We start from the raw sequence: 18,037 nt of genomic DNA, 5'->3' as shown, positions 1-18,037 counted from the left end.
GACGCCCCCAGTTCGATGCTGCGGGTCAGGTCAAGCTATCGCAGCGTGCGGGGAGCAGCGGGGGTGCTCGGCGAGACCGCCGAAGATCGCCGTCCAGGGCTGTCAGGCGCGGGTCAGTGGCGCCTGACTCTCGTTTACGGCCTGGTCCGTGGCGTGGGTCATGGCGTGCATCAGGCTGGTGCGGTGGTCGGCCAAGTTGGCCGGGGTGCGGCTGTCAGTGTGCAGGTGGTAGGCGGTCGGATCGGCTGCTGCGATCTGGTCGTAGTGGTCGGCCAGCCGCCGCAACAGGGCGCGGTCTGCGATCAGGTCCCGATCGGCTGCGCTCTGGTCGGGCTTGGCGGTCATCCGCGCGGTCAGCTCGTCCAGGTCGGTGTGCAGGTAGACGGTGATGTCCGGCTGCGTCAGGTAGCCGGTGAACGGCGCGATGGTCGCGGCGACGGTGGCGTTGTCCAGGCCATGGACGGCGGCGTGATTGGCGATGACGGAGTTGACGTAACGGTCGGCGACCGCGTGCCCGGTGTGCAGCGCCTGGCGGGCCAGGTCGGCGGCGTGCAGTGCGCCGGCCAGGTAGAAGGCCAGTTGGGGCAGGGCGCGGGCGTGGCTGTTGATGTAGGGCTGCAGGTCCGAGACCGGGGCAGGGACGGTGTGGAAGGTACGGCAGCCGAGTCGCTCGGCCAGGTGGGCGGCGAGGGTGGACTTACCCGATCCGCTGATGCCCTCCAGCACCACGAAGATCCCTGAGCTGGATTTCTGGACAGGCTGGTAGGCGGCGGGCCGCCGGGGCGCGGTGGCGGTGGAACGTGTGGTCACGGCAGGGTCCCTTCGGTGAAGGCGTACAGGTGCGCGGAGACGGCCGTCAGCAGCGCGGCCGGATCGGCTATGTGCCGGGGGACGTCCAGGCGCAGGTCCGGGCGCAGCAGGCAGGGGCTCAATGCACCGGCTGAGTCCGGGCGCAGTGCCCAGAAGCCCTCGATGCAGTGCTCCTTCTCGGGACAGGCGACGCGCTGGCCACCGGCCCTCGCCCCCACCGAACATTCCGGCGGGGCGTCGCTTTCCCTGTCGCGACGTTGCACTCGACGCGTACGGTGGACACTGCCAATGGAACTAGCCCGAGGTCACGCCATGTCCCGTCCCGTTGATGACGGAGCACGGCGGATCGGTGAGAACGTCCGCGCCGCCCGCCGCGCCCGAGGCATATCTCTGGAAGCAGTCGCCGGCTTGGTCGGCCGCTCCAAAGGCTGGCTCAGCAAAATCGAGAACGGCAAGATCCGGCTCGACAAGAGATCAGACATCATCGCGCTCGCCGAAGCGCTCGAAGTGTCCGCGACTGATCTGATAGACGCTCCCGTGCAACGCAACACCACCGCGCCTCCCATCGGCCGCCTCCGCAAGATCCTGCTCAGCTCCTCCCTCGATGACCCCCCGGACATCCCTCTCCGGCCCGTCGAGATCCTTCAGGCCGAATGGAACGGGCGTATCCTCGCTTCCTGGCGCGCCTCCGATCGCGCCGAGCTCGCCCGGCTGATCCCCGGCTTCGTCGGCGAGCTCCATGTGCACGCCACCACGGGCAGTGGGCCGGACCGTGAGACAGCGCTACGCCTGCTCATCTGGGCCTGCGGAGCCGCCGGTTCTGATGTGCTCAAGGCGTACGGCCACCTGGACCTCGCGTGGATCGCCGCCGACCGCGCCGAGCGCGCCGCCCGCCTCCTCGGTGAGGAGCCGTGGCTTGGGGCCGCCGCGTTCGCCATGGCTCACTGTCGCCGCAGCCTCGACATGGCTCGGGCATTTCGGACCATCGGCCAGACCGCCGACCGGGTGGAGCCCCATATCGGCGACGACCGCCAGGCGCAGGAGATCTACGGCATGCTTCGCCTGTCGGCCGCGCTCGGCTGCCAGATCCGGGGCGACCATGCCGGCGCTGACGACTGCGCCGAGGAAGCGGAACGGATAGCTGCCCGTACTGGCGAGCACCTTGACGCCTGGCAATGGTTCGGTCCGGCGAACGTGGGGGTCTGGCGTGCTGCGCTCGCTGTCGAGGCAGGGGAGCCGGGACGTGCCCTTGAGCACGCGTCGCGAGTGGCTCCCGAGGCACTGCCGAGCCAGATCCGCCGGGCTTCGCTCCGGATCGAGAAGGCGCGGGCATACGCCCTGCTCGACCGACCACGGCAGGCCGCTGTGGAGCTCCGGCAGGCGGAGAAGTTGGATGCGCCGCGCACGCACAGTGATCCGTTCGCTCGAGAACTTGTGGCCGATCTTCTGGGGGCGGTGGGAGGCCGTGATATCCGTGGCCTGGCTTGGCGGATGAACTTGATCTGACGAGGGTTTCCTCGGGGAAACATCACGACCGGCGGACCGCCTTAACGTTCCGCTCATGGACAGTCACGGGGTCCGAACCCGGTATGGGAGCACCTGGCCCCATCTAGGACGTAGGCGCCTCCAAGATCTGGCCGGCCGTCCCCATGACCGGGTGTCGGCCAGCCGTGCCCGCCCCCGAATCCCAATCGCGCGAACGTTCCGGGTGCCGGCGTGGTGCGTTCGCCGCGTGCCGTGGCCTGCCGAGCGGCGAGCGCTGGTGAGCCTGTTGAGCGAGGCCAGGTTCATGGTTGATCGTGCGGCGGTGGGCGCTTCATGAGCGGCTACACCACTGTCCCGTACGTGATCGCCTACTCGAATGAGTTGGTCAAGGATCCGATCTGGTTCGAGCAGACCCCCGTCGGTCAGCCGCGGTTGTCTTACCAGCCGCCGGGAGAGAACGACTGGGTCGGCCCGGGCGGGGTGCGGCGCAATGCCTTGGGCATTCTGCGTGCCCGTGTCCTCGATCTGCGGGACCAGGCGTCGGATGTGCGCGGCTGCGAGCGGATGCGGAAGCTGAACACGCTGCGCCAGTGGAAGTGTATGGACGACCTGCTGTGCCAGGTGTGCGGCTACCCGGCCGTGGATCTGGAGACGGGGTTGTTGCCGTGGCTGCTGGTCAGGAGCGTGTTCGAGCGGAACGGGCTTGATTCCGGTCGGACGAACGCGCCGCCGTGCTGCTGGGCGTGCGTGCCGAAGGCGCTGGCCGAGTGCCGGATGCTGCAGGACGAGTCGGTCATGGTGTGCACCGCGACCGGGGTGACGTCGGTGGGTGTGCTGGCCGACCTGTACGAGCCGACGCCGATCACCGGACGGCCGATGCCGCACGCCCGCAACATCTTCATCCCCTGGACCAATCGCACTTGGCACAGCAGGTCTTTCGCGGTCGCTCAGGTGGTCGAACTGCATGGGATCAGGCCCGTGGCGGCACCGCCGTAATCGGCCCGGCTCTCTGTCTCGTGTACGGAAGAAGGGACGTGCGACAGAGCGCCGGGCGCACGAACCCTTTTCGGGCCCTCGCTTTTGCCGGGCGAGCACGCAATTGGACCGAGGAGGTAGGCCCCGACCCAGCCTCGCCCGGAGGCGCGAGTCCCGGGTCCGGGATGGGGCCGACGCACAACCTCTTCGGGGGCGCTGGGGAGCTTGATTCAGTTCCTTCCCGGCAGCCCTCGGAGGGGCATGGGTGGTCCCCCGTCAGCGTTGCCGCCTGGACGGGGGGCCACCCACCGAGACGGCCCGGCGTTGTCAACAGTCCGCCGGGCTATGGGCCCCGCCGGTGTGGAGGCGCGAGGCGGGGCCACTAAGGAGTGCAGTACGTGGTGTTCTGACCAGCGGGCTCGTCGGTCCAGGTCGGGTCGGTGTTTATCCGGGGCAGCTCTTGCTGCTGGGTGGTCGGGTGAGCTTGGGCGGTAGCCCCTTGAATGAAGGCGTCTGAGCGGAGCGAAGGCGATTTTGCGCGGAGCGCCTCAGGGAGGGCGTCTGAGCGGAGCGAAGTCCTTTGAGGGCGGGTGGGAGGGCGGGGGGCGGGGAGCCGGTTGCGGGCGGGGTTACTCCTTGAGGCTGCGGAGCATGGGGGGGTGGAGGGCTTCGGCGGGGCCGCGGCGGAAGAGTTTGGCTGGGCGGCCGCCGTCTCGGGTTGTTGTGCCGCCTGTCTCTAGGAGGAAGCCTTCTGCCTTGGTTACCTTGCGGTGGAAGTTGCGGGGGTCGAGGGGTCTGCCCCATACGATTTCGTATACGCGGCGGAGGTCTGCCACCGTGAACTCCGGGGGGCAGAATGCCGCTCCCAAGGGGGTGTACTCCAGTTTGGCGCGTGCTCGTTCTATTCCGTCGAGCATGATGCGGCGGTGGTCGAAGGCCATGGCGGTCAGGGCGTCGATGGGTTGCCAGCTCATGTGGGCTTTTTCTGAGGCCGGGAGGTCTGGGGCGAGGCCCAGGTAGGCGACGCTCAGGACGCGTTGGCGGGGGTCGCGGTCCGGGTAGCCGTAGGTTTGGAGTTGTTCCAGGTGGACCGGTGCGCCTGGGAGGCCCGCTCGTTCTGACAGGATGCGGTGGGCGGCGGCCGGGAGGTCCTCGTCCAGCTGGATGAAGCCGCCGGACAGGGACCAGCGGCGCAGGAACGGCGGGTTGTCGCGGCGCCACACTAGGGCGCACAACGCCTGGTTGCGTACGGTGAGCACGACCAGGTCGACACTGACCGGGACGCTCGGGACCATGCAGGGCACGTTACACGCAGGGCGGGCGGCCAGCGAACTCATCACGTGCAGGAGTCACACACAGGAGTCGCGCGTAGGAGTCGCGCGTAGGAGTCGCGCGTAGGGCGGGTGGCTGGCGGCGCATCGCACGTGCAGGTGGGTGACGACGGGCGCGTCACCCGCGGGCCCGGCGGCCGACAAGCTCGCCGGTGGCCGGCAAAGCTCGTACGCCCAAGCGTCTAAGTGACGATCCGTACATGCAACGGTTCGGCCGAAGACTGCCCGGAAGGCAGCTTGACCCCGACCTTGACCCACTCCCCGGCAGGCACCTGAGCCCAGTCGAACGGCACCCAGGCAGTAGCCATCCCCTTCGGCAACTCACCCTCGATCGGATCCTCATCGAGCCACCCCACCGCCGAGACCACCATCTCCTTGGTCCCCCCGGAGTACTGAACGGTGATCGTCCCATCCTTGAGGTTGTAGCCGCGCACCTCGATCCCGTCCTGGATGTCGCGCCCCCGCCGGATGGCGTCCACCGCGATAGGCCGCTGCCAGTCCTGCGCGATCTCCGTTTCCAGCGACGGCTTCCCACAGGTCATGAAGTCGCTCCACATATAGGAGACGATCTTCTGCACATACCGCCCGGCCATGGTCACAGCCTGGTCCAGGCGCTGCTTGTCGGTCTTGCCCCGGGTGCCGGTGGGGGCGCACGGCTCGGCGCCCGACGGCTCGAACGCCTCGACGTTCGCCCAGAGCTGCACGTGGTGGCCGGACTCGATCATCTCCTGGCGGGCGGCGGCCATCTCGCGGTAGTAGTCGCGCGTGGACCCGTGGTAAGCCGTGTCGTACGAGGACTCCCCCACCACCGGCTCCAGCCGCGAGTCCACCTCCTGGTCCCGCTCGTCCGGCCAGAACAGCCCGACCTTGCCCGTCCCCCGGCTGTCCTGCGGCGCGATGATCCCGACCCCGGTCTTCACCAGCGCCTTGAAGCCCTCGGCCACCTGCTTGGGCGTCTGCCCGAAGCCCACCCGCTTGCGGGCGTCCAGATAGGGGCTGATCAGGATGGGTTTGCCGAGCTCCTGGTCGACGATCCGGTGCTGGTCGGCGTAGACCTCCAGGGTCGGGTTCGTGGCCAGCGTGGCCGACATCTGGACCTCGAACGGCTGGTACACGCCGCCCAGCGAGTCACGGTCGGCGAAGCGGGTGCCGTAGTCCTGAAGGATGCGCCGGGTGAGCGTGGTGAGCGTGCCCAGGTGGCGGGTGGCGGCCCTGATCGGCGTCTTGGCGTCGCGCGGCGCGAGCGGCAGGGCGGGGAAGACCCGCATGCCGAACTGGTCGCCGAGGTCGAGCAGCTTCTGCAGGCTGTCCTTGTTCGATCCGGCCACCAGGATCATGTCGTACGACCCGGCCTTGCGGCTGAAGTCGCAGGTGGCGTCGTCGGAGCCGTCGGCCTGGGTGATCAGCCGGTAGTAGATCCGGTCGCCGACCTCGATGGCCTTCTCCATGCCCGGGCAGCGGAACAGGTCGGGGCCGAACGACTCGTCGGTCCTGTAGACGTACACGCGGCCGATCCGGTTGTCCGGGTTGGCCTCCTGCAGTTCGTACAGGGCGGCGTCGTAGCAGGTCATGTCGTTCTCGCGGCAGGACTTGTAGCGCGTGTCGAGCTCGCCGTCCCTGGTCAGCACCCGGCCCTCGTCATCGACGGTGCGGAACTGCAGGCCGTACCCGATCCTGATGATCGTGTCGCCGCCGACGCGGTGGATCTCCTGGAGCTGGCTGCGCCAGGTGCAGGGGTCGGAGGTGGGGGTGATCCAGTAGCCGGTGACGGCGTAGGGGGCCTTCTCGCCGGTGTCGAACGTTCCACACGGGTCGGTGAACTCGCTCACCTTCGGCGTCGGCTGGGTGCTGGACGGCTTGGGCGCCGCCGACTTGGCCGCCGTGGGCGCCGTCTCCTCGGAGGAGAAGGGCTGCACGACGACGACGACCGCGGCCACCACGGCCACGATGGCTGTGCCCACGACCAGGAAGAGCCAGCGCACTTTCAGTAACCTACCCGCCCTCGGAAGTTACGGCTTGACCCCGGCCCACGATTCGAGCTGCGCGACGAACCGCTTGGCCGAGTTGGGCCAGTGGTGGTTCGCCCGTGCCGCCGCGTAACCCCGCGCGCCCTGCGCCCGGCGCTCGCGTACGTCGTCCCGCAGGGTCAGCACGGCCTGCGCTACCGCCTTGGGGTCCTCCCACGGCACCACGACGCCGCTGTCATAGCGCTCGACCAGTTCCACCGCCCGCGGCGACGGAGTGGTGATGACGGGGATGCCGTGCGCCATGTACTCCATGATCTTGGTCGGCATCGAGTGCCGGTAGTTCGGCTCGTCGTGCAGCAGCGACAGCCCGGCCAGCGCGCCGTCGAGCCGCTTGAGCGCCTCGTCGTTGGGCATGAAGTCGCGCCACTCCAGCAGGCCCTCGGTGACGGCCTGGTTGAGCAGCGGGCGGCTCTGCGGATCGGCGTACCCGATCAGCTCCACCGCCACCCGGTACGGCTGCAGCAGCCTGGCCACCTCGACCGCCTCGACCACGCCCCTGGCGCGCGAGAGCCAGCCCAGGTAGACCACCCGGTCGTCCCCGGGGGGCGTCACGGAGTCGGGCACCCACGTCTCGTTCGGCACGATGGGGTGGGCGTGCTTGAACCGGCCCGCGTAGGCGGTCTCGGCCAGCATCAGGTGCAGGTGACGCTCGGCGGTGCCCTCCAGCACGCGGGCCAGGAACCGTACCGGCGGCCGCAGCAGTGAGGGCAGCCACGGCTTGAGCGAGAGCGTGGCGGGGGTGTCCTCGTGCACGTCCCACACCACCGGCGGCCTGTTGCGGATGCCCCAGACGGCGAACAGCAGCTCGGGGTCGTGCACCACCACGATGTCGACCTTGTTGCGCATGCGCTTGAACAACCGCCGCGCCGCCCACGTCGCGGACGTGCGCTTGCGCTGCGAGGCCCTGGGCAGATCGACGCCGGTTACCCACGGTCGCGGTACGACTCCGAAGCCGGTGAAAGAGGCGGCGTACGTGACCTCATGACCGGCATCCACAAGGGCACGAATCTGCCTATGCAGAATTCTCGCGTCCTCGGGGTTATGCACCACCGTCATGACGAGCACGTGCACTGCGCGCAGCCCTCCGTCGCTACAGCCGCTCGACGCGTTCACCCTCGGCGAGCACGCCGCGGGTGTCCAGCACGAGCCTGGCCTTCGACTCGACCATGTCGAGGTCGAACGCGGCGTGCTGCTGCAGGAGCAGCGTCACGTCCGCGTTGATCACGGCCTCGGCCAGATCCTCCTCACGCGGCACCGGGGTGCCGTCCACCGACCACTCCTTGACGTACGGGTCCGCGAACGAGAGCTCGGCGCCCAGTTCCAGCAGCGCACGCGCCACCGGCAGGGCCGGAGTCTCCCGCTCGTCGGCGATATCCGGTTTGTAGGTGACGCCGAGCATAACGACTCTGGCGCCGTTCACGGGCTTCTTATGCCTGTTCAGCAGACGCTGTGCGCGGGCCACCACGTAGGACGGCATCCGCTCGTTGATCTCCTGCGCCAGCTCGACGAACCGGAAGGGGTAGCCGAGCTTGCGAACCGTGTAGGACAGGTACGACGGGTCCACCGGGATGCAGTGCCCGCCGACGCCGGGCCCCGGCAGGAACTTGTGGAAGCCGAACGGCTTGGTGCCGGCCGCCTCGATGGCCTCCCACAGGTCGATCCCGAGCTCGTCGCAGAAGATCGCCATCTCGTTGACGAGGGCGATGTTGACGTGCCGGTAGGTGTTCTCCAGCAGCTTGGCCATCTCGGCCTCGCGGGTGCCGCTGACCGGCACCACCTGCTCGATGAACTGCCCGTAGAAGGCGGTCGCGCGGTCCCGGCAGGTCGGCGTGTAACCGCCGACGACCTTGGGGGTGTTGCGCAGGCCGTACTTGGCGTTGCCCGGGTCGATGCGCTCGGGCGAGAAGGCCAGGTGGAAGTCCTTGCCCGCGTTCAGCCCCGAGCCCTCCAGCAGGGGCCTGGCCACCTCGTCGGTGGTGCCGGGCCACGTGGTGGACTCCAGGACGACGAGCGTGCCGGCGCGCAGGTTGCGGGCGACGGTCGTGGTGGCGCCCTCCACCGCGGACAGGTCCGGGCGGTGGTCCTCGTCGAGCGGGGTGGGCACGCAAATGACGATCGTGTTGCTTCTGGCGAGCACGGTCTCATCGAGCGTGGCGCTGAACCCGTTGGCCAGCATGTGCTCAAGGTCGGCGTCGGTCAGGTCATCGATGTAGGACTGCCCGGCGTTGAGCGCGTCGACCTTGGCGGGGTCGACGTCCAGGCCGACGACCCGCAGGCCAGCGGCGACAGCCTCTTTGGCGAGAGGCATGCCGACGTAGCCCAGGCCGATGACAGCCAAGTCGATTTCTGTCACAGCTGTGCCTTTGGGAGCCGGAAACAACACTTCATGGTCGCAAAGGCTATCTCAAGTCCACCTAGCTCACGCCTAATGCGACCGAACCCGTCACAAGAGACAGCCAATCTCAAGGTCATCATTCGGCAAGGGACCGGTATAGGGCTTGATAAGTCTCGGCAACGCGGGACCAAGTCCGCTTGGCGGCCACTTCCGCGCGGCCCGCCTCGCCCATCTCGGCGCGCTTGGCGGGGTCCTCGCGGAGCCCGGCGATCGCCTTGGCCAGCTCGGCAGGATCGCCGGGCGGGACCAGCATGCCGGCCCCGTCGGAGCCGACAAGCTCGGACAACGCGGGCAGATCGCTCAACACGACCGGCTTGCCCAGCGCCATCGCCTCGACGGGTTTCAATGGCGTAACAAGTCTGCATACGCGCAGGTCCTCGCGGGGGCAGGCGAAGATGTCGATGGCGTCCTGGGCCTGCAGCGCCTCGTCGGGGCCGACCCTGCCGGGCAGGATGGCGTCCCTCAGGCCCAGCTCCTCGACGAGTTCCAGCAGGTTGTCGCGCTCGGTGCCGTCGCCCACGATGAGCACGCGCACGGGGGTGTTCTCGTCGCGCAGCAGCGCGGCGGCGCGCAGCAGGGTGGCGAAGCCCTCGTAGGCCACGATGCTGGAGACCGAGCCGACGACGATCTCGCCGTCGGCGATGCCGTACTCGCGCCTGAACGAGGCCCCATCGTAGTGCACGCTCAGCAGCGAGTCGTCCACGGCGTTGGGCGCCAGGTGGATCTTCTCCCTGGGCACGCCGCGCTCGACGATCTCGGTGGCCATGGTCTCGGCCAGCGTGACGACCGCGTCCGCCTCGCGCATCAGGAACGCCTCGCGGTCGCGCTGGAGCAGGTGCCGCTGGCTGCCCACGCGGATGGGGTCGCGTGAGGCCCAGGTCTCCTCCAGGAAGCCGCGCACCTCGTACACGAACGGCGTGCCCGTGCGGTCGCGCACGGCGTGCGCGATGGAGCCGTTGCGGTGGTCGGTGGCGGCGTGCAGGACCTGCGGGCGCAGCTCGGTCACGAGCTTGGTGACCCGGTCGGCGCCCCTGATGATGCGTCCCCGGGTCTCGAACGGCATCTCGCCGTGCGACTCGGGCAGCAGCCGGTAGTAGGGGATGCCGTCGATCTCGTCGTACGGCGTCGCGTCCGCGTGCCCCTGCAACATCGGCCAGCCCCAGCTCGTGACCACGTGCGGGTCGATCCCGGCGGCCTTCTGGGAGGTGACGATGCGGTGGGTGCGCACGGTGTAGCCGGCCTGCGTGTACGGCAGCGCGTTCGTGACCACGTGCAGGACCCGGTTCTTGACCCGCTCCAGGATGGCCACCTTGGGCCCCGGCGGGATCGGGTCGGGACTGATCGCGGCCAGCTCACCCCGGTAGTAGGCGGCCCTGCGCTTGACGAAGGGGTACTTGGTGTGGGCCTCGAGCACGGCGGCGGCCTCGCTGACCCGGCCGGCGTCCCAGTGCTCCTTGGCCTCGTTCCACGGGCCCTTGACCACGCGCATGCCGAACTTGCGCACAATGCGCCTGGCCCGCCGGGCGGTCGGCCAGGCGACGCTGCCGACGATGGGGCGCAGCTTGGGCGGCAGGGTGTCGGCGGCGGCCTGGGCCACGCGGACCGGATCGGATCTGACCTTCGTCATCACCACGCGGGAGACCAGGATCGGATGTTGAACGAAGCCCTTGAGAAGTCCACCGACGCCGGCACGGGCGGACTTCGCGGAAACCTTTGAGGAGTCTTGACGACTGGCGTCGGATGCCACGGAGGGACCGTACCATAGGCAGCGTTTTTTCCCTTCCGCTATGAAAGGCGAGGTCAATGAGGGAGAACCCCCTGGTCCTGCACGTATTGGGTGCTCGTCCCAATTTCGTGAAAGCGGCCCCGGTGGTGCGGGCACTCGGCGAGCTCGGTGTGCGGCAGGGCATCATCCACACTGGTCAGCACTACGACGCGTTGATGTCCGACGTCTTCTTCGCCGATCTGGGCCTGCCCGAGCCGGTGGCGAACCTCGGGGTCGGCTCCGGCAGCCACGCCAAGCAGACGGCGGCGCTGCTCGTCGGCCTTGAGGAGGTCGTCCAGGAGCAGGAGCCCGAGCTCGTCGTGGTCTACGGCGACGTCAACTCCACGCTGGCGGCGATCCTGGTCTGCGCCAAGCTCGGCGTGCCGACCGCGCACGTGGAGGCGGGGCTGCGCTCGTTCGACCGCGGCATGCCTGAGGAGGTCAACCGGGTCGTCACCGACGCGCTGGCCGACCTGCTGTTCGCCACCTCGCCGGAGGCGCTGGCGTTCCTGGCGAACGAGGGCGTGCCCGCGTCCAAGGTGCACCTGGTGGGCAACCCCATGATCGACAGCCTGTACTCGGCGCTGCCCGGGCTCGACCCCGCGCCCGTGGTCGCGCGGCTCGGCCTGCCCGAGCGCTACGCGGTGGCCACGCTGCACCGCCCGGCCAACGTGGACACCCCCGAGGCCGCGAAGGAGCTGGTGGACGCGGTGCTGGAGGTCTCGCGGCAGATCCCGATCGTGGTCCCGATCCACCCGCGCGGCAAGGCGCGGCTGGCCGAGGCCGGGCTGGTGGACGGCGAGTCCGTGCGCGTGGTGGACCCGCTGGGCTATGTGGACTTCCTCTCACTCGTACGGGGCTCCGCGCTGGTCGTCACGGACTCCGGCGGCGTGCAGGAGGAGACGACCGTGCTGGGTGTGCCCTGCCTGACCGTCAGGCCCAACACCGAGCGCCCGATCACGATCACCCACGGCACGAACCGCCTGGTCACACCCGCCCTGCTGCCCGCGGCCTCGGAGAAGGCGCTGTCCGACGGCGCGGCCACGCCGGCCGGTGAGCTGCCGGTGTTGTGGGACGGCAAGTCCGGGCCGCGCATCGCCACGGTGATCGCCGCCTGGCTCAAGGGGGACAACCTCGCGCCCGCGTCTCAGGGCAAACGCCCTGAATGACGGCTATATCCGCCGTACTATGAAAAACCTCCGCTGAGCGATAGGCGTACCACCATGGCCGAAACCCCCGAACAGCCCACTTACCAACGGCTCGGGCCCGTCAACTGGCTACCCGAGGAACGCAAGCTCGTCGAGCGGTACGAGGCGGACATCAGGGAGCTGCGGCGGCGGCTGGAGATCGCCGAGGCCAAGGCCGCGTACGCCGGCTGGAAGCTGGAGGCCGCGCAGGCCAAGCGCACGTTCAAGCTGGGCGAGGCGCTCGGCTCGAAGAGCCCGGGGAAGATCGTCGAGGCGGTCAGGTCGAAGGAGCGGGCGCCCAAGGCGCCCACCCCCGTCACCGAGGTGATCGAGGCGGCCGGCAACCGGCCGCCGCTGGTGGAGGTGCCGCCGGCGAAGTGGCCGACAGGGCCGGTCAACCGGCCCGACCTGAAGGTCGCGGTGATCCTGGACGACTTCTCCAGGATGGCCTTCCGCTACGAGTGGGACCAGATCGAGTTCGGGCTCAAGGACTGGCCGGAGATCTTCGCCGACAAGCGGCCCGACCTGCTGTTCTGCGAGTCGGCCTGGCACGGGAACCAGGGCCGCTGGCGTTACCAGATGACCGGCACCAACGCCCCCAAGGAGCCGCTGCGCGACCTGCTGGCCTGGTGCAGGAGCGAGGGCATCCCGACGGTCTTCTGGAACAAGGAGGACCCGCCGAACTTCGACTTCTTCATCGACACGGCCAAGCTGTTCGACTACGTGTTCACCTGCGACGGTGACATGCTGCCGAAATATCGGGAAATTTTGGGCCACGACCGGGTGGACGTGTTGCAGTTCGCCGCCCAGCCCCGGGTGCACAACCCGATCCAGCAGAACAAGGGCCGCCTGCACGACGTGGTCTTCGCCGGGATGTACTTCAGGAACAAGCACCCCGAGCGCCGCGAGCAGATGGAGACCGTGCTCGACCCGGTCAGGGAGCTGGGGCTGCACATCTTCGCGCGCAACGGCGAGGTGGACGAGAAGTACGCGTGGCCGGACAAGTACCGGCCGCACATCGTGGGCGAGCTGCCCTACGACCAGATGCTGGCCGCGTACCGGATGTACAAGGTCTTCCTCAACGTCAACTCGGTGCTGGACTCGCCGACCATGTGCGCGCGGCGCGTCTTCGAGCTGTCAGCCTGCGCGACCCCGGTGGTGTCGGGGTGGTCGCGGGCGATCGAGGAGACGTTCGGCGGGCTGGTGCCGATCGCGCGCGAGCCGATCGAGTCCTACAACCAGGTGCTGCACCTGATGAACAGCCCGGAGCTGCGGGCCAGGATGGGGCACCTGGCGATGCGCGAGGTGTTCGACAAGCACCTGTTCTCACACCGCGTGGACCAGATCCTCCAGGACCTCGGCCACCACACGACCTCCAGGTCGCGCTCGATCACCGTCGTGCTGCCCACCAACCGGGCCGCCCAGATCGAGCACGCGATCTCCTCGGTGGCCAGGCAGCGCCACCGCCCGCTGCAACTCGTCATGGTGCTGCACGGCCTGGACATCGACCCGGTCGTGGTGGCGGACAAGGCCCGCATGGCGGGCGTCACGGACGTCACAGTGCTGCCCGCCTCGGCGGAGCTGTCACTCGGGGCGTGCATGAACCTGGGCATCGCCGCCGCCGAGGGCGAGCTGATCGCCAAGATGGACGACGACAACCTGTACGGCGAGCACTACCTGTCCGACCTGGTGCGCGCCTTCGACTACTCCGACGCCGAGCTGACCGGCAAGGGCGCGCACTACGCCTACTTCGAGGGCAGCAACACCACGATGTTCCGCCTGCCGGGCCTGGAGCACCGTTACTCGTGGCTGGTGCAGGGCGGCACGTTCCTCGGCAAGGCGGACCTGTTCCGCTCCTACCCCTTCGCCGACATCACCAGGGGCGAGGACACCCACCTCGTACGGCGCCTCAAGGAGGACGCGGTCAAGATCTACTCGGCGGACCGCTTCAACTTCGTCTACTGGCGCAGCGCCGACACCTCGATGCACACCTGGCAGGCCGACCACATCAAACTGACCAGGAACGCGCAGTTCTCCTTCGTCGGACGCCCCGACGACCACGTGCTCATCTGAGCAGTGCGGCGCGGCGGGCGGGAGACCCGCGCCGCCGCGCCCGCGTGCTAGCCCTTGACGTACCCGATCCTGAACTCGGCGTTCACCTTGGTGGTCGCGGTGTTCTCACAGTCGGCCGCGATCGAGAAGAAGTGGCTCTGGGCCTTGGGCCAGTAGCAGCGGTAGATCGGCCGGGTGAAACCGGGCCTCGGGCCGGCATAGACGAAGCCCTCACGCCGCAGGACGGTGTGCCCGTCGCGCCCGCAGTCGCTCTTGTGGCTCAGGAACTGGTCCCCCTTGGTGTACCCGGCCATGCAACCGTAGATCGGCACGGCGCCCTTGGCGGGAACGGCCAGGATCGTCACGGCGCCCTCGCGCTTGTAGCCGCCCGGCACCTCCCCCGTGGTGCTCCAGTGCTTGGCGCCGTTGTAGTACCGCACCAGATCGACGGTGGGCGGGGCGGCCTGGGCCGGAGCGGCCAGGGTGAGGGTCGCGGCGCAGCCCGCCAGGAGGGCGGCGGCGGCTCGGCGGATGATCATTGATCCCCCTGTGGAGTGGTCGGTCTCGATCAAGCTCCAGGACGCTAGCAAGCAGCGCGGAGCCGCCCGGCCCACTTCGACGCAATACGAACAATCAGGCGGCGACCTTGGCCAGGTTCTGGTCGGCCAGGCTCGCCAGCTCGTACAGGCCCTGCGGCTTGACCTGCTGGCCGACCACCAGCATGCTCATGATCAGCTTGCCGCGCCTGATCATGACCGAGCCGATCTGGGCGTTGCTCTTCCCGCCCGCCGCCGTGGTGAGGTAGGCCCGCGACTGGTCGCCCCTGGCGGGCATCTTCAGGGTCTTCGTCCGGTACGTGACCCGCGTCCCGCCGACGTCGGCCGTGTAGTCGACGCACTGCTTGGGCAGCGGCGCGGGGAAGGTCTCCGCCGGCATGGACACCACCGCCTGCGTGATCGAGCCACGGGCGGCGGAGAAGGCGATCACCGCGGCGGGCGACTTGGCGACCTCCGGCTTGGCGGCGTCGAGCTGGGCGGCCCCCGCGCACCCCGGCTGCTCGGCCTGGGCCCTGCGGACGGCGGCCAGGCCCTGCTGGGTGGACTTGAGTGTGCCGAACGCGCCCAGCTCCGGCCCGTAGGCGACGCTCATGCCCTTGGGCACGGGCAGCAGGGCGGCGCGCAACCTGGCGCTCTCCACCGACGTCTGCGACACCGGCACCTTGGCGGCGGGCGCCTTGACCTCTTCGGCCGCGGAACATCCGGCGATGACCAGGGTGCTCAGAAATATGCTGGGAATGGCTTTCCTCATGATGTCTCCATTTCACTTAATCGGCATTATGAAAACGCTAGAGGACCTGGCCTGCGGGGACGTTGGTAACGTCGCTATTTGCGGGATTCAGTGGCTTCATGCCTGATTTCCGGTTCGCCCCTTTGGGCGTTGCTCCTGGTAGTGGACGCGTGCACGAGTAAGCGGCATTCGCGGTAACAGGGCACGCAAAATGTTTCCCGAGCCGCTGCGCGGCGCTGTGCGGCTTTTCTCCGTACTGCGGATGATCCAGGCATGAGCCTGACTCCGCGCGACCTCGGCATGGCTGTGCCCATTTCCCGCCGGGACCTCTTCGACGGCATCGCCGTGGGATGCGTGGCGGCCGCGCCCGCGAGAGCGGCTCAGGGGACGCCTGAGCCGTCCGGGCATTTCTCGGTGCGCGGAGATACGAGTGAGGCGCTCAGCGTGCCGCACGCGCTGCGGGACGGCCGGTTCTGGGAGCACGCCGGACCCGCCGTGCCTACCGGGGAGACCTACGGGCTCGTCGTGGTCGGCGGCGGACGGGGCGGGCTCGACGCCGCCGCCGGGTGGCTGGAGCGGCATCCGCGCGAGCGCGTCCTGGTGCTGGACAACCACGACGTCCTCGATGACGACCTCCACGGACGGCACGCGGAGTTCGACGCGGTGATGTGCGACGAGGAGAGCTTCGGGACCGACGGGCTGGTCAGGCTCTCCACGCCCGGATGGGTCGATCGGCTGCCGATCGACGGGCGGGCGCGGCGGGACCTGCGCGCGCTTTACGATGATCCGCCCGACTGGTTCCCCGGGCTGACGGCCGAGGGCAAGCAGGAGCGGCTGGCGGGGCTGACGTACGCGCAGTTCCTGCGGGAGGTGTGCGGGGTCCATCCCGACGCGGAGCGGTTCTGCCGGACGATGTCGTGCGCCGAGTGGGGCTACGACACACGGGCGTTCGGCGCGATCGACGCCTGGGGCACGGGGTATCCGGGGTTCGGCGGGCTGGGCCTGGGCCGCGAGAAGCCGTCGCGGTACAACTCGCCGACCGTGCGGCGGCGCTGGCACGGGCCCGCGCCCATGACCGCCACTCCCACGCCGGACGAGCGGGTGCTGGTACGGCCGTCCAGCCCGGTGGTGTCCGTGCGCGACGGGGCCTCCTCGGCGACCGTGGGCTACTTCGACGGGCACCGGGTGCTGACCGTCGAGGCGGGGGCGGTGATCCTGGCCTGCTGGAGCGCGGTGGTGCCCTACCTCGTGCCGGAACTGCCCCCGGAACGGCGGCAGGCGCTGCGCGGGGCCGTGCGGGTGCCGCTGCTGCGCGCCTCGGTACGGCTGCGCGACGCGGACGCCTGGCGGCGGCTGGGCGTGCGGCGGGTGCGGTGGACCGGCGCGTACTGGAGCGCGTGCGAGTTCACGCCCCCGGACACCGTGCGCCTGCTGGCCACGCCGTGCCGTTCGGAGCTGGGGCCGCAGGCGGGGTCGGTGGCGGGCCGGCGGGAGTTGTTCCGCACGCCGTACGGCGTGCTGGAGCACACCGTACGGAACCAGCTGGCCCGGCTGCTCGGCCCGGTCGGCTTCGATCCGGGCGGCGGCATCGAGGCGATCACCGTGCACCGGCGGGGTCACGCGCTCGCGCCCGAGTACTGCCGCCCGTGGCACGCCTTCTACCCGGACGGGCCGTTCCCCGCGGACGCGGCGCGCGGGCGGTTCGGCAGGATCGCGATCGCCGGCTCCGACACCGAGCCCTGCGCCCGCGACGAGGCCGCGGTCACGGCGGCGCGGCGAGCGGTGGAGGAGTTGTCATGAGGCTCTGGTTGCGGATCTTCCTGACCGGTCTGGTCCTGTGGCTGGCCACCGTGGTCGTCACCGCCTGGACGGGCAACGCCAACCTGGTGCCGACCGTGGTGCTGTTCGGCAGCTTCCTGGTGCCGGTGACGTTCGTGGTGTGGGCCTACGGGCGCGGCCGCTCCCCCGAGGTGACGGTCGAGCTGCTGTTCCAGGCGTTCGTGGTGGGCGGCGTGCTGGGCGTGCTCGGCGCCTCGCTGCTGGAGAGCTGGCTGCTGCGGCCTTCCGTGCTCATGTACGTGGCCGTCGGCCTGATCGAGGAGGGCGTCAAACTGGCGGCCCTCATGTACGTCACCAGGCGCATGGCCAGACGTGCCACCAGGGACGGCCTGGTGCTCGGCGCGACCGTCGGCTTCGGCTTCGCCGCGTTCGAGAGCGCCGGCTACGCCTTCAACGCCCTGTTCACCGCCGACGGCCTGTCGCTGACCCAGCTCGTCGAGACCGAGGTGTTGCGCGGGATCCTGGCCCCGGTCGGGCACGGCCTGTGGACCGCGATCGCCGGCGGCGCGCTGTTCGCCGCGCGCGGGCGGCTCACTTCCCCGGTGGTGCTGACCTACCTCGGCGTCTCGGCGCTGCACGCGCTGTGGGACTCGATGAGCGCCATCGCGATCGCGATCACGCTCGTGCTGACCGGGCGCCCGTGGCAGTTCGAGCAACTGCGCATCGGCCGGGTGCCGCACGTGACGCCGTGGCAGGTGCACATGTACACGCTGCTGAACTGGGCGGGACTCATCGTGATCTCGCTGGTAGCGCTGCTGTGGCTGTGGGCGACGGTGACCTCGGACCGCCGGGACCGCGGGAACTTGCCCCAATAATCACGGTAATGAACGTCTTCCTCCCACTGCGCCCGGAGCATAATCGGTGCTAGTCTCCTGTGCGATCTT

The 18,037-nt window shown here is 69.3% G+C and carries 15 protein-coding genes; 6 read left to right on the top strand and 9 right to left on the bottom strand.

Going from position 1 to position 18,037, the window contains the following annotated elements; genetic code table 11:
- Positions 1-102 precede the first annotated feature (102 nt).
- Both AB0I81_RS10430 and AB0I81_RS10425 read right to left on the bottom strand, forming a co-directional pair.
- Positions 103-810 carry a deoxynucleoside kinase gene (locus AB0I81_RS10430; protein WP_360653268.1) on the bottom strand — a complete coding sequence of 236 codons (708 nt, stop codon included), beginning with the start codon at positions 808-810 and terminating at the stop codon, positions 103-105.
- On the bottom strand, positions 807-1,073 hold the full coding sequence (locus tag AB0I81_RS10425) for a hypothetical protein (RefSeq protein ID WP_360653265.1): 267 nt from the start codon (positions 1,071-1,073) through the stop codon (positions 807-809). Before AB0I81_RS10425 ends, AB0I81_RS10430 begins: the two co-directional genes overlap by 4 nt.
- Positions 1,074-1,122: 49 nt before the next feature.
- Between AB0I81_RS10425 and AB0I81_RS10420 the strand changes: the two genes are divergently transcribed.
- Positions 1,123-2,316: a helix-turn-helix transcriptional regulator gene (locus AB0I81_RS10420; protein WP_360653262.1), complete on the top strand. Its 1,194-nt coding sequence runs from the start codon at positions 1,123-1,125 to the stop codon at positions 2,314-2,316.
- 312 nt (positions 2,317-2,628) lie between these two features.
- Positions 2,629-3,291, top strand: coding sequence for a hypothetical protein (locus AB0I81_RS10415; protein WP_360653260.1), 663 nt, complete (start codon positions 2,629-2,631; stop codon positions 3,289-3,291).
- A 608-nt stretch (positions 3,292-3,899) separates the two neighbouring features.
- On the opposite strand, the gene AB0I81_RS10410 is transcribed toward AB0I81_RS10415, so the two are convergent.
- The 5 genes from AB0I81_RS10410 to AB0I81_RS10390 form a co-directional block, all read right to left on the bottom strand.
- A complete protein-coding gene (locus tag AB0I81_RS10410) occupies positions 3,900-4,565 on the bottom strand; it encodes an NUDIX domain-containing protein (RefSeq protein WP_360653257.1) in 666 nt (221 codons plus the stop codon).
- A 218-nt stretch (positions 4,566-4,783) separates the two neighbouring features.
- The gene (locus AB0I81_RS10405; protein ID WP_360653254.1) at positions 4,784-6,583 is read right to left on the bottom strand and encodes a DUF4434 domain-containing protein; all 1,800 of its coding nucleotides are present in this window, start codon (positions 6,581-6,583) and stop codon (positions 4,784-4,786) included.
- 27 nt (positions 6,584-6,610) lie between these two features.
- Positions 6,611-7,699 (bottom strand): glycosyltransferase, encoded by a 1,089-nt coding sequence (locus AB0I81_RS10400; RefSeq protein WP_360653251.1) that lies wholly within the window; start codon positions 7,697-7,699, stop codon positions 6,611-6,613.
- Positions 7,700-7,718: 19 nt separating this feature from the next.
- Complete coding sequence (locus tag AB0I81_RS10395) at positions 7,719-8,981, bottom strand: nucleotide sugar dehydrogenase (protein WP_360653248.1); 1,263 nt, start codon at positions 8,979-8,981, stop codon at positions 7,719-7,721.
- Between the two features lie 118 nt (positions 8,982-9,099).
- On the bottom strand, positions 9,100-10,650 hold the full coding sequence (locus tag AB0I81_RS10390) for a glycosyltransferase family 4 protein (protein WP_360653245.1): 1,551 nt from the start codon (positions 10,648-10,650) through the stop codon (positions 9,100-9,102).
- Positions 10,651-10,826: 176 nt separating this feature from the next.
- Here AB0I81_RS10390 and wecB point away from each other — a divergent pair, with 176 nt between their 5' ends.
- Both wecB and AB0I81_RS10380 read left to right on the top strand, forming a co-directional pair.
- Positions 10,827-11,957, top strand: a complete 1,131-nt coding sequence (wecB, locus tag AB0I81_RS10385) for a UDP-N-acetylglucosamine 2-epimerase (non-hydrolyzing) (protein ID WP_360653242.1) — start codon at positions 10,827-10,829, stop codon at positions 11,955-11,957.
- A gap of 54 nt (positions 11,958-12,011) precedes the next feature.
- The gene (locus AB0I81_RS10380; protein ID WP_360653239.1) at positions 12,012-14,048 is read left to right on the top strand and encodes a glycosyltransferase; all 2,037 of its coding nucleotides are present in this window, start codon (positions 12,012-12,014) and stop codon (positions 14,046-14,048) included.
- Positions 14,049-14,095: 47 nt separating this feature from the next.
- Here the strand turns inward: AB0I81_RS10380 and AB0I81_RS10375 are convergent, their stop codons facing one another.
- Positions 14,096-14,566, bottom strand: coding sequence for a hypothetical protein (locus AB0I81_RS10375; RefSeq protein WP_360653236.1), 471 nt, complete (start codon positions 14,564-14,566; stop codon positions 14,096-14,098).
- Between the two features lie 94 nt (positions 14,567-14,660).
- Positions 14,661-15,335, bottom strand: a complete 675-nt coding sequence (locus tag AB0I81_RS10370; protein WP_360653233.1) for a hypothetical protein — start codon at positions 15,333-15,335, stop codon at positions 14,661-14,663.
- A gap of 252 nt (positions 15,336-15,587) precedes the next feature.
- Between AB0I81_RS10370 and AB0I81_RS10365 the strand changes: the two genes are divergently transcribed.
- Together AB0I81_RS10365 and AB0I81_RS10360 are read left to right on the top strand one after the other, a co-directional pair.
- Positions 15,588-17,114 (top strand): hypothetical protein, encoded by a 1,527-nt coding sequence (locus AB0I81_RS10365; protein ID WP_360653230.1) that lies wholly within the window; start codon positions 15,588-15,590, stop codon positions 17,112-17,114.
- The gene (locus AB0I81_RS10360) at positions 17,111-17,968 is read left to right on the top strand and encodes a PrsW family glutamic-type intramembrane protease (RefSeq protein WP_360653227.1); all 858 of its coding nucleotides are present in this window, start codon (positions 17,111-17,113) and stop codon (positions 17,966-17,968) included. The genes AB0I81_RS10365 and AB0I81_RS10360 overlap by 4 nt, the downstream gene beginning before the upstream one ends.
- Positions 17,969-18,037 lie beyond the last annotated feature (69 nt).

This window comes from Nonomuraea sp. NPDC050404, assembly GCF_040655495.1.
Taxonomy (GTDB): domain Bacteria; phylum Actinomycetota; class Actinomycetes; order Streptosporangiales; family Streptosporangiaceae; genus Nonomuraea.
Note: the sequence above shows the minus strand (reverse complement) of the source record. Positions and strands in the feature narration are given on the sequence as shown.

What these genes read in the sequence shown, in the direction of transcription:
- AB0I81_RS10415 (WP_360653260.1), top strand. Translation starts at nt 2,629, where the DNA reads ATGAGCGGCTACACCACTGTCCCGTACGTGATCGCCTACTCGAATGAG.
- AB0I81_RS10420 (WP_360653262.1), top strand. Translation starts at nt 1,123, where the DNA reads ATGTCCCGTCCCGTTGATGACGGAGCACGGCGGATCGGTGAGAACGTC.
- wecB (WP_360653242.1), top strand. Translation starts at nt 10,827, where the DNA reads ATGAGGGAGAACCCCCTGGTCCTGCACGTATTGGGTGCTCGTCCCAAT.
- AB0I81_RS10360 (WP_360653227.1), top strand. Translation starts at nt 17,111, where the DNA reads ATGAGGCTCTGGTTGCGGATCTTCCTGACCGGTCTGGTCCTGTGGCTG.
- AB0I81_RS10375 (WP_360653236.1), bottom strand. Translation starts at nt 14,566, where the DNA reads ATGATCATCCGCCGAGCCGCCGCCGCCCTCCTGGCGGGCTGCGCCGCG.
- AB0I81_RS10380 (WP_360653239.1), top strand. Translation starts at nt 12,012, where the DNA reads ATGGCCGAAACCCCCGAACAGCCCACTTACCAACGGCTCGGGCCCGTC.
- AB0I81_RS10370 (WP_360653233.1), bottom strand. Translation starts at nt 15,335, where the DNA reads ATGAGGAAAGCCATTCCCAGCATATTTCTGAGCACCCTGGTCATCGCC.
- AB0I81_RS10390 (WP_360653245.1), bottom strand. Translation starts at nt 10,650, where the DNA reads ATGACGAAGGTCAGATCCGATCCGGTCCGCGTGGCCCAGGCCGCCGCC.
- AB0I81_RS10410 (WP_360653257.1), bottom strand. Translation starts at nt 4,565, where the DNA reads ATGGTCCCGAGCGTCCCGGTCAGTGTCGACCTGGTCGTGCTCACCGTA.
- AB0I81_RS10365 (WP_360653230.1), top strand. Translation starts at nt 15,588, where the DNA reads ATGAGCCTGACTCCGCGCGACCTCGGCATGGCTGTGCCCATTTCCCGC.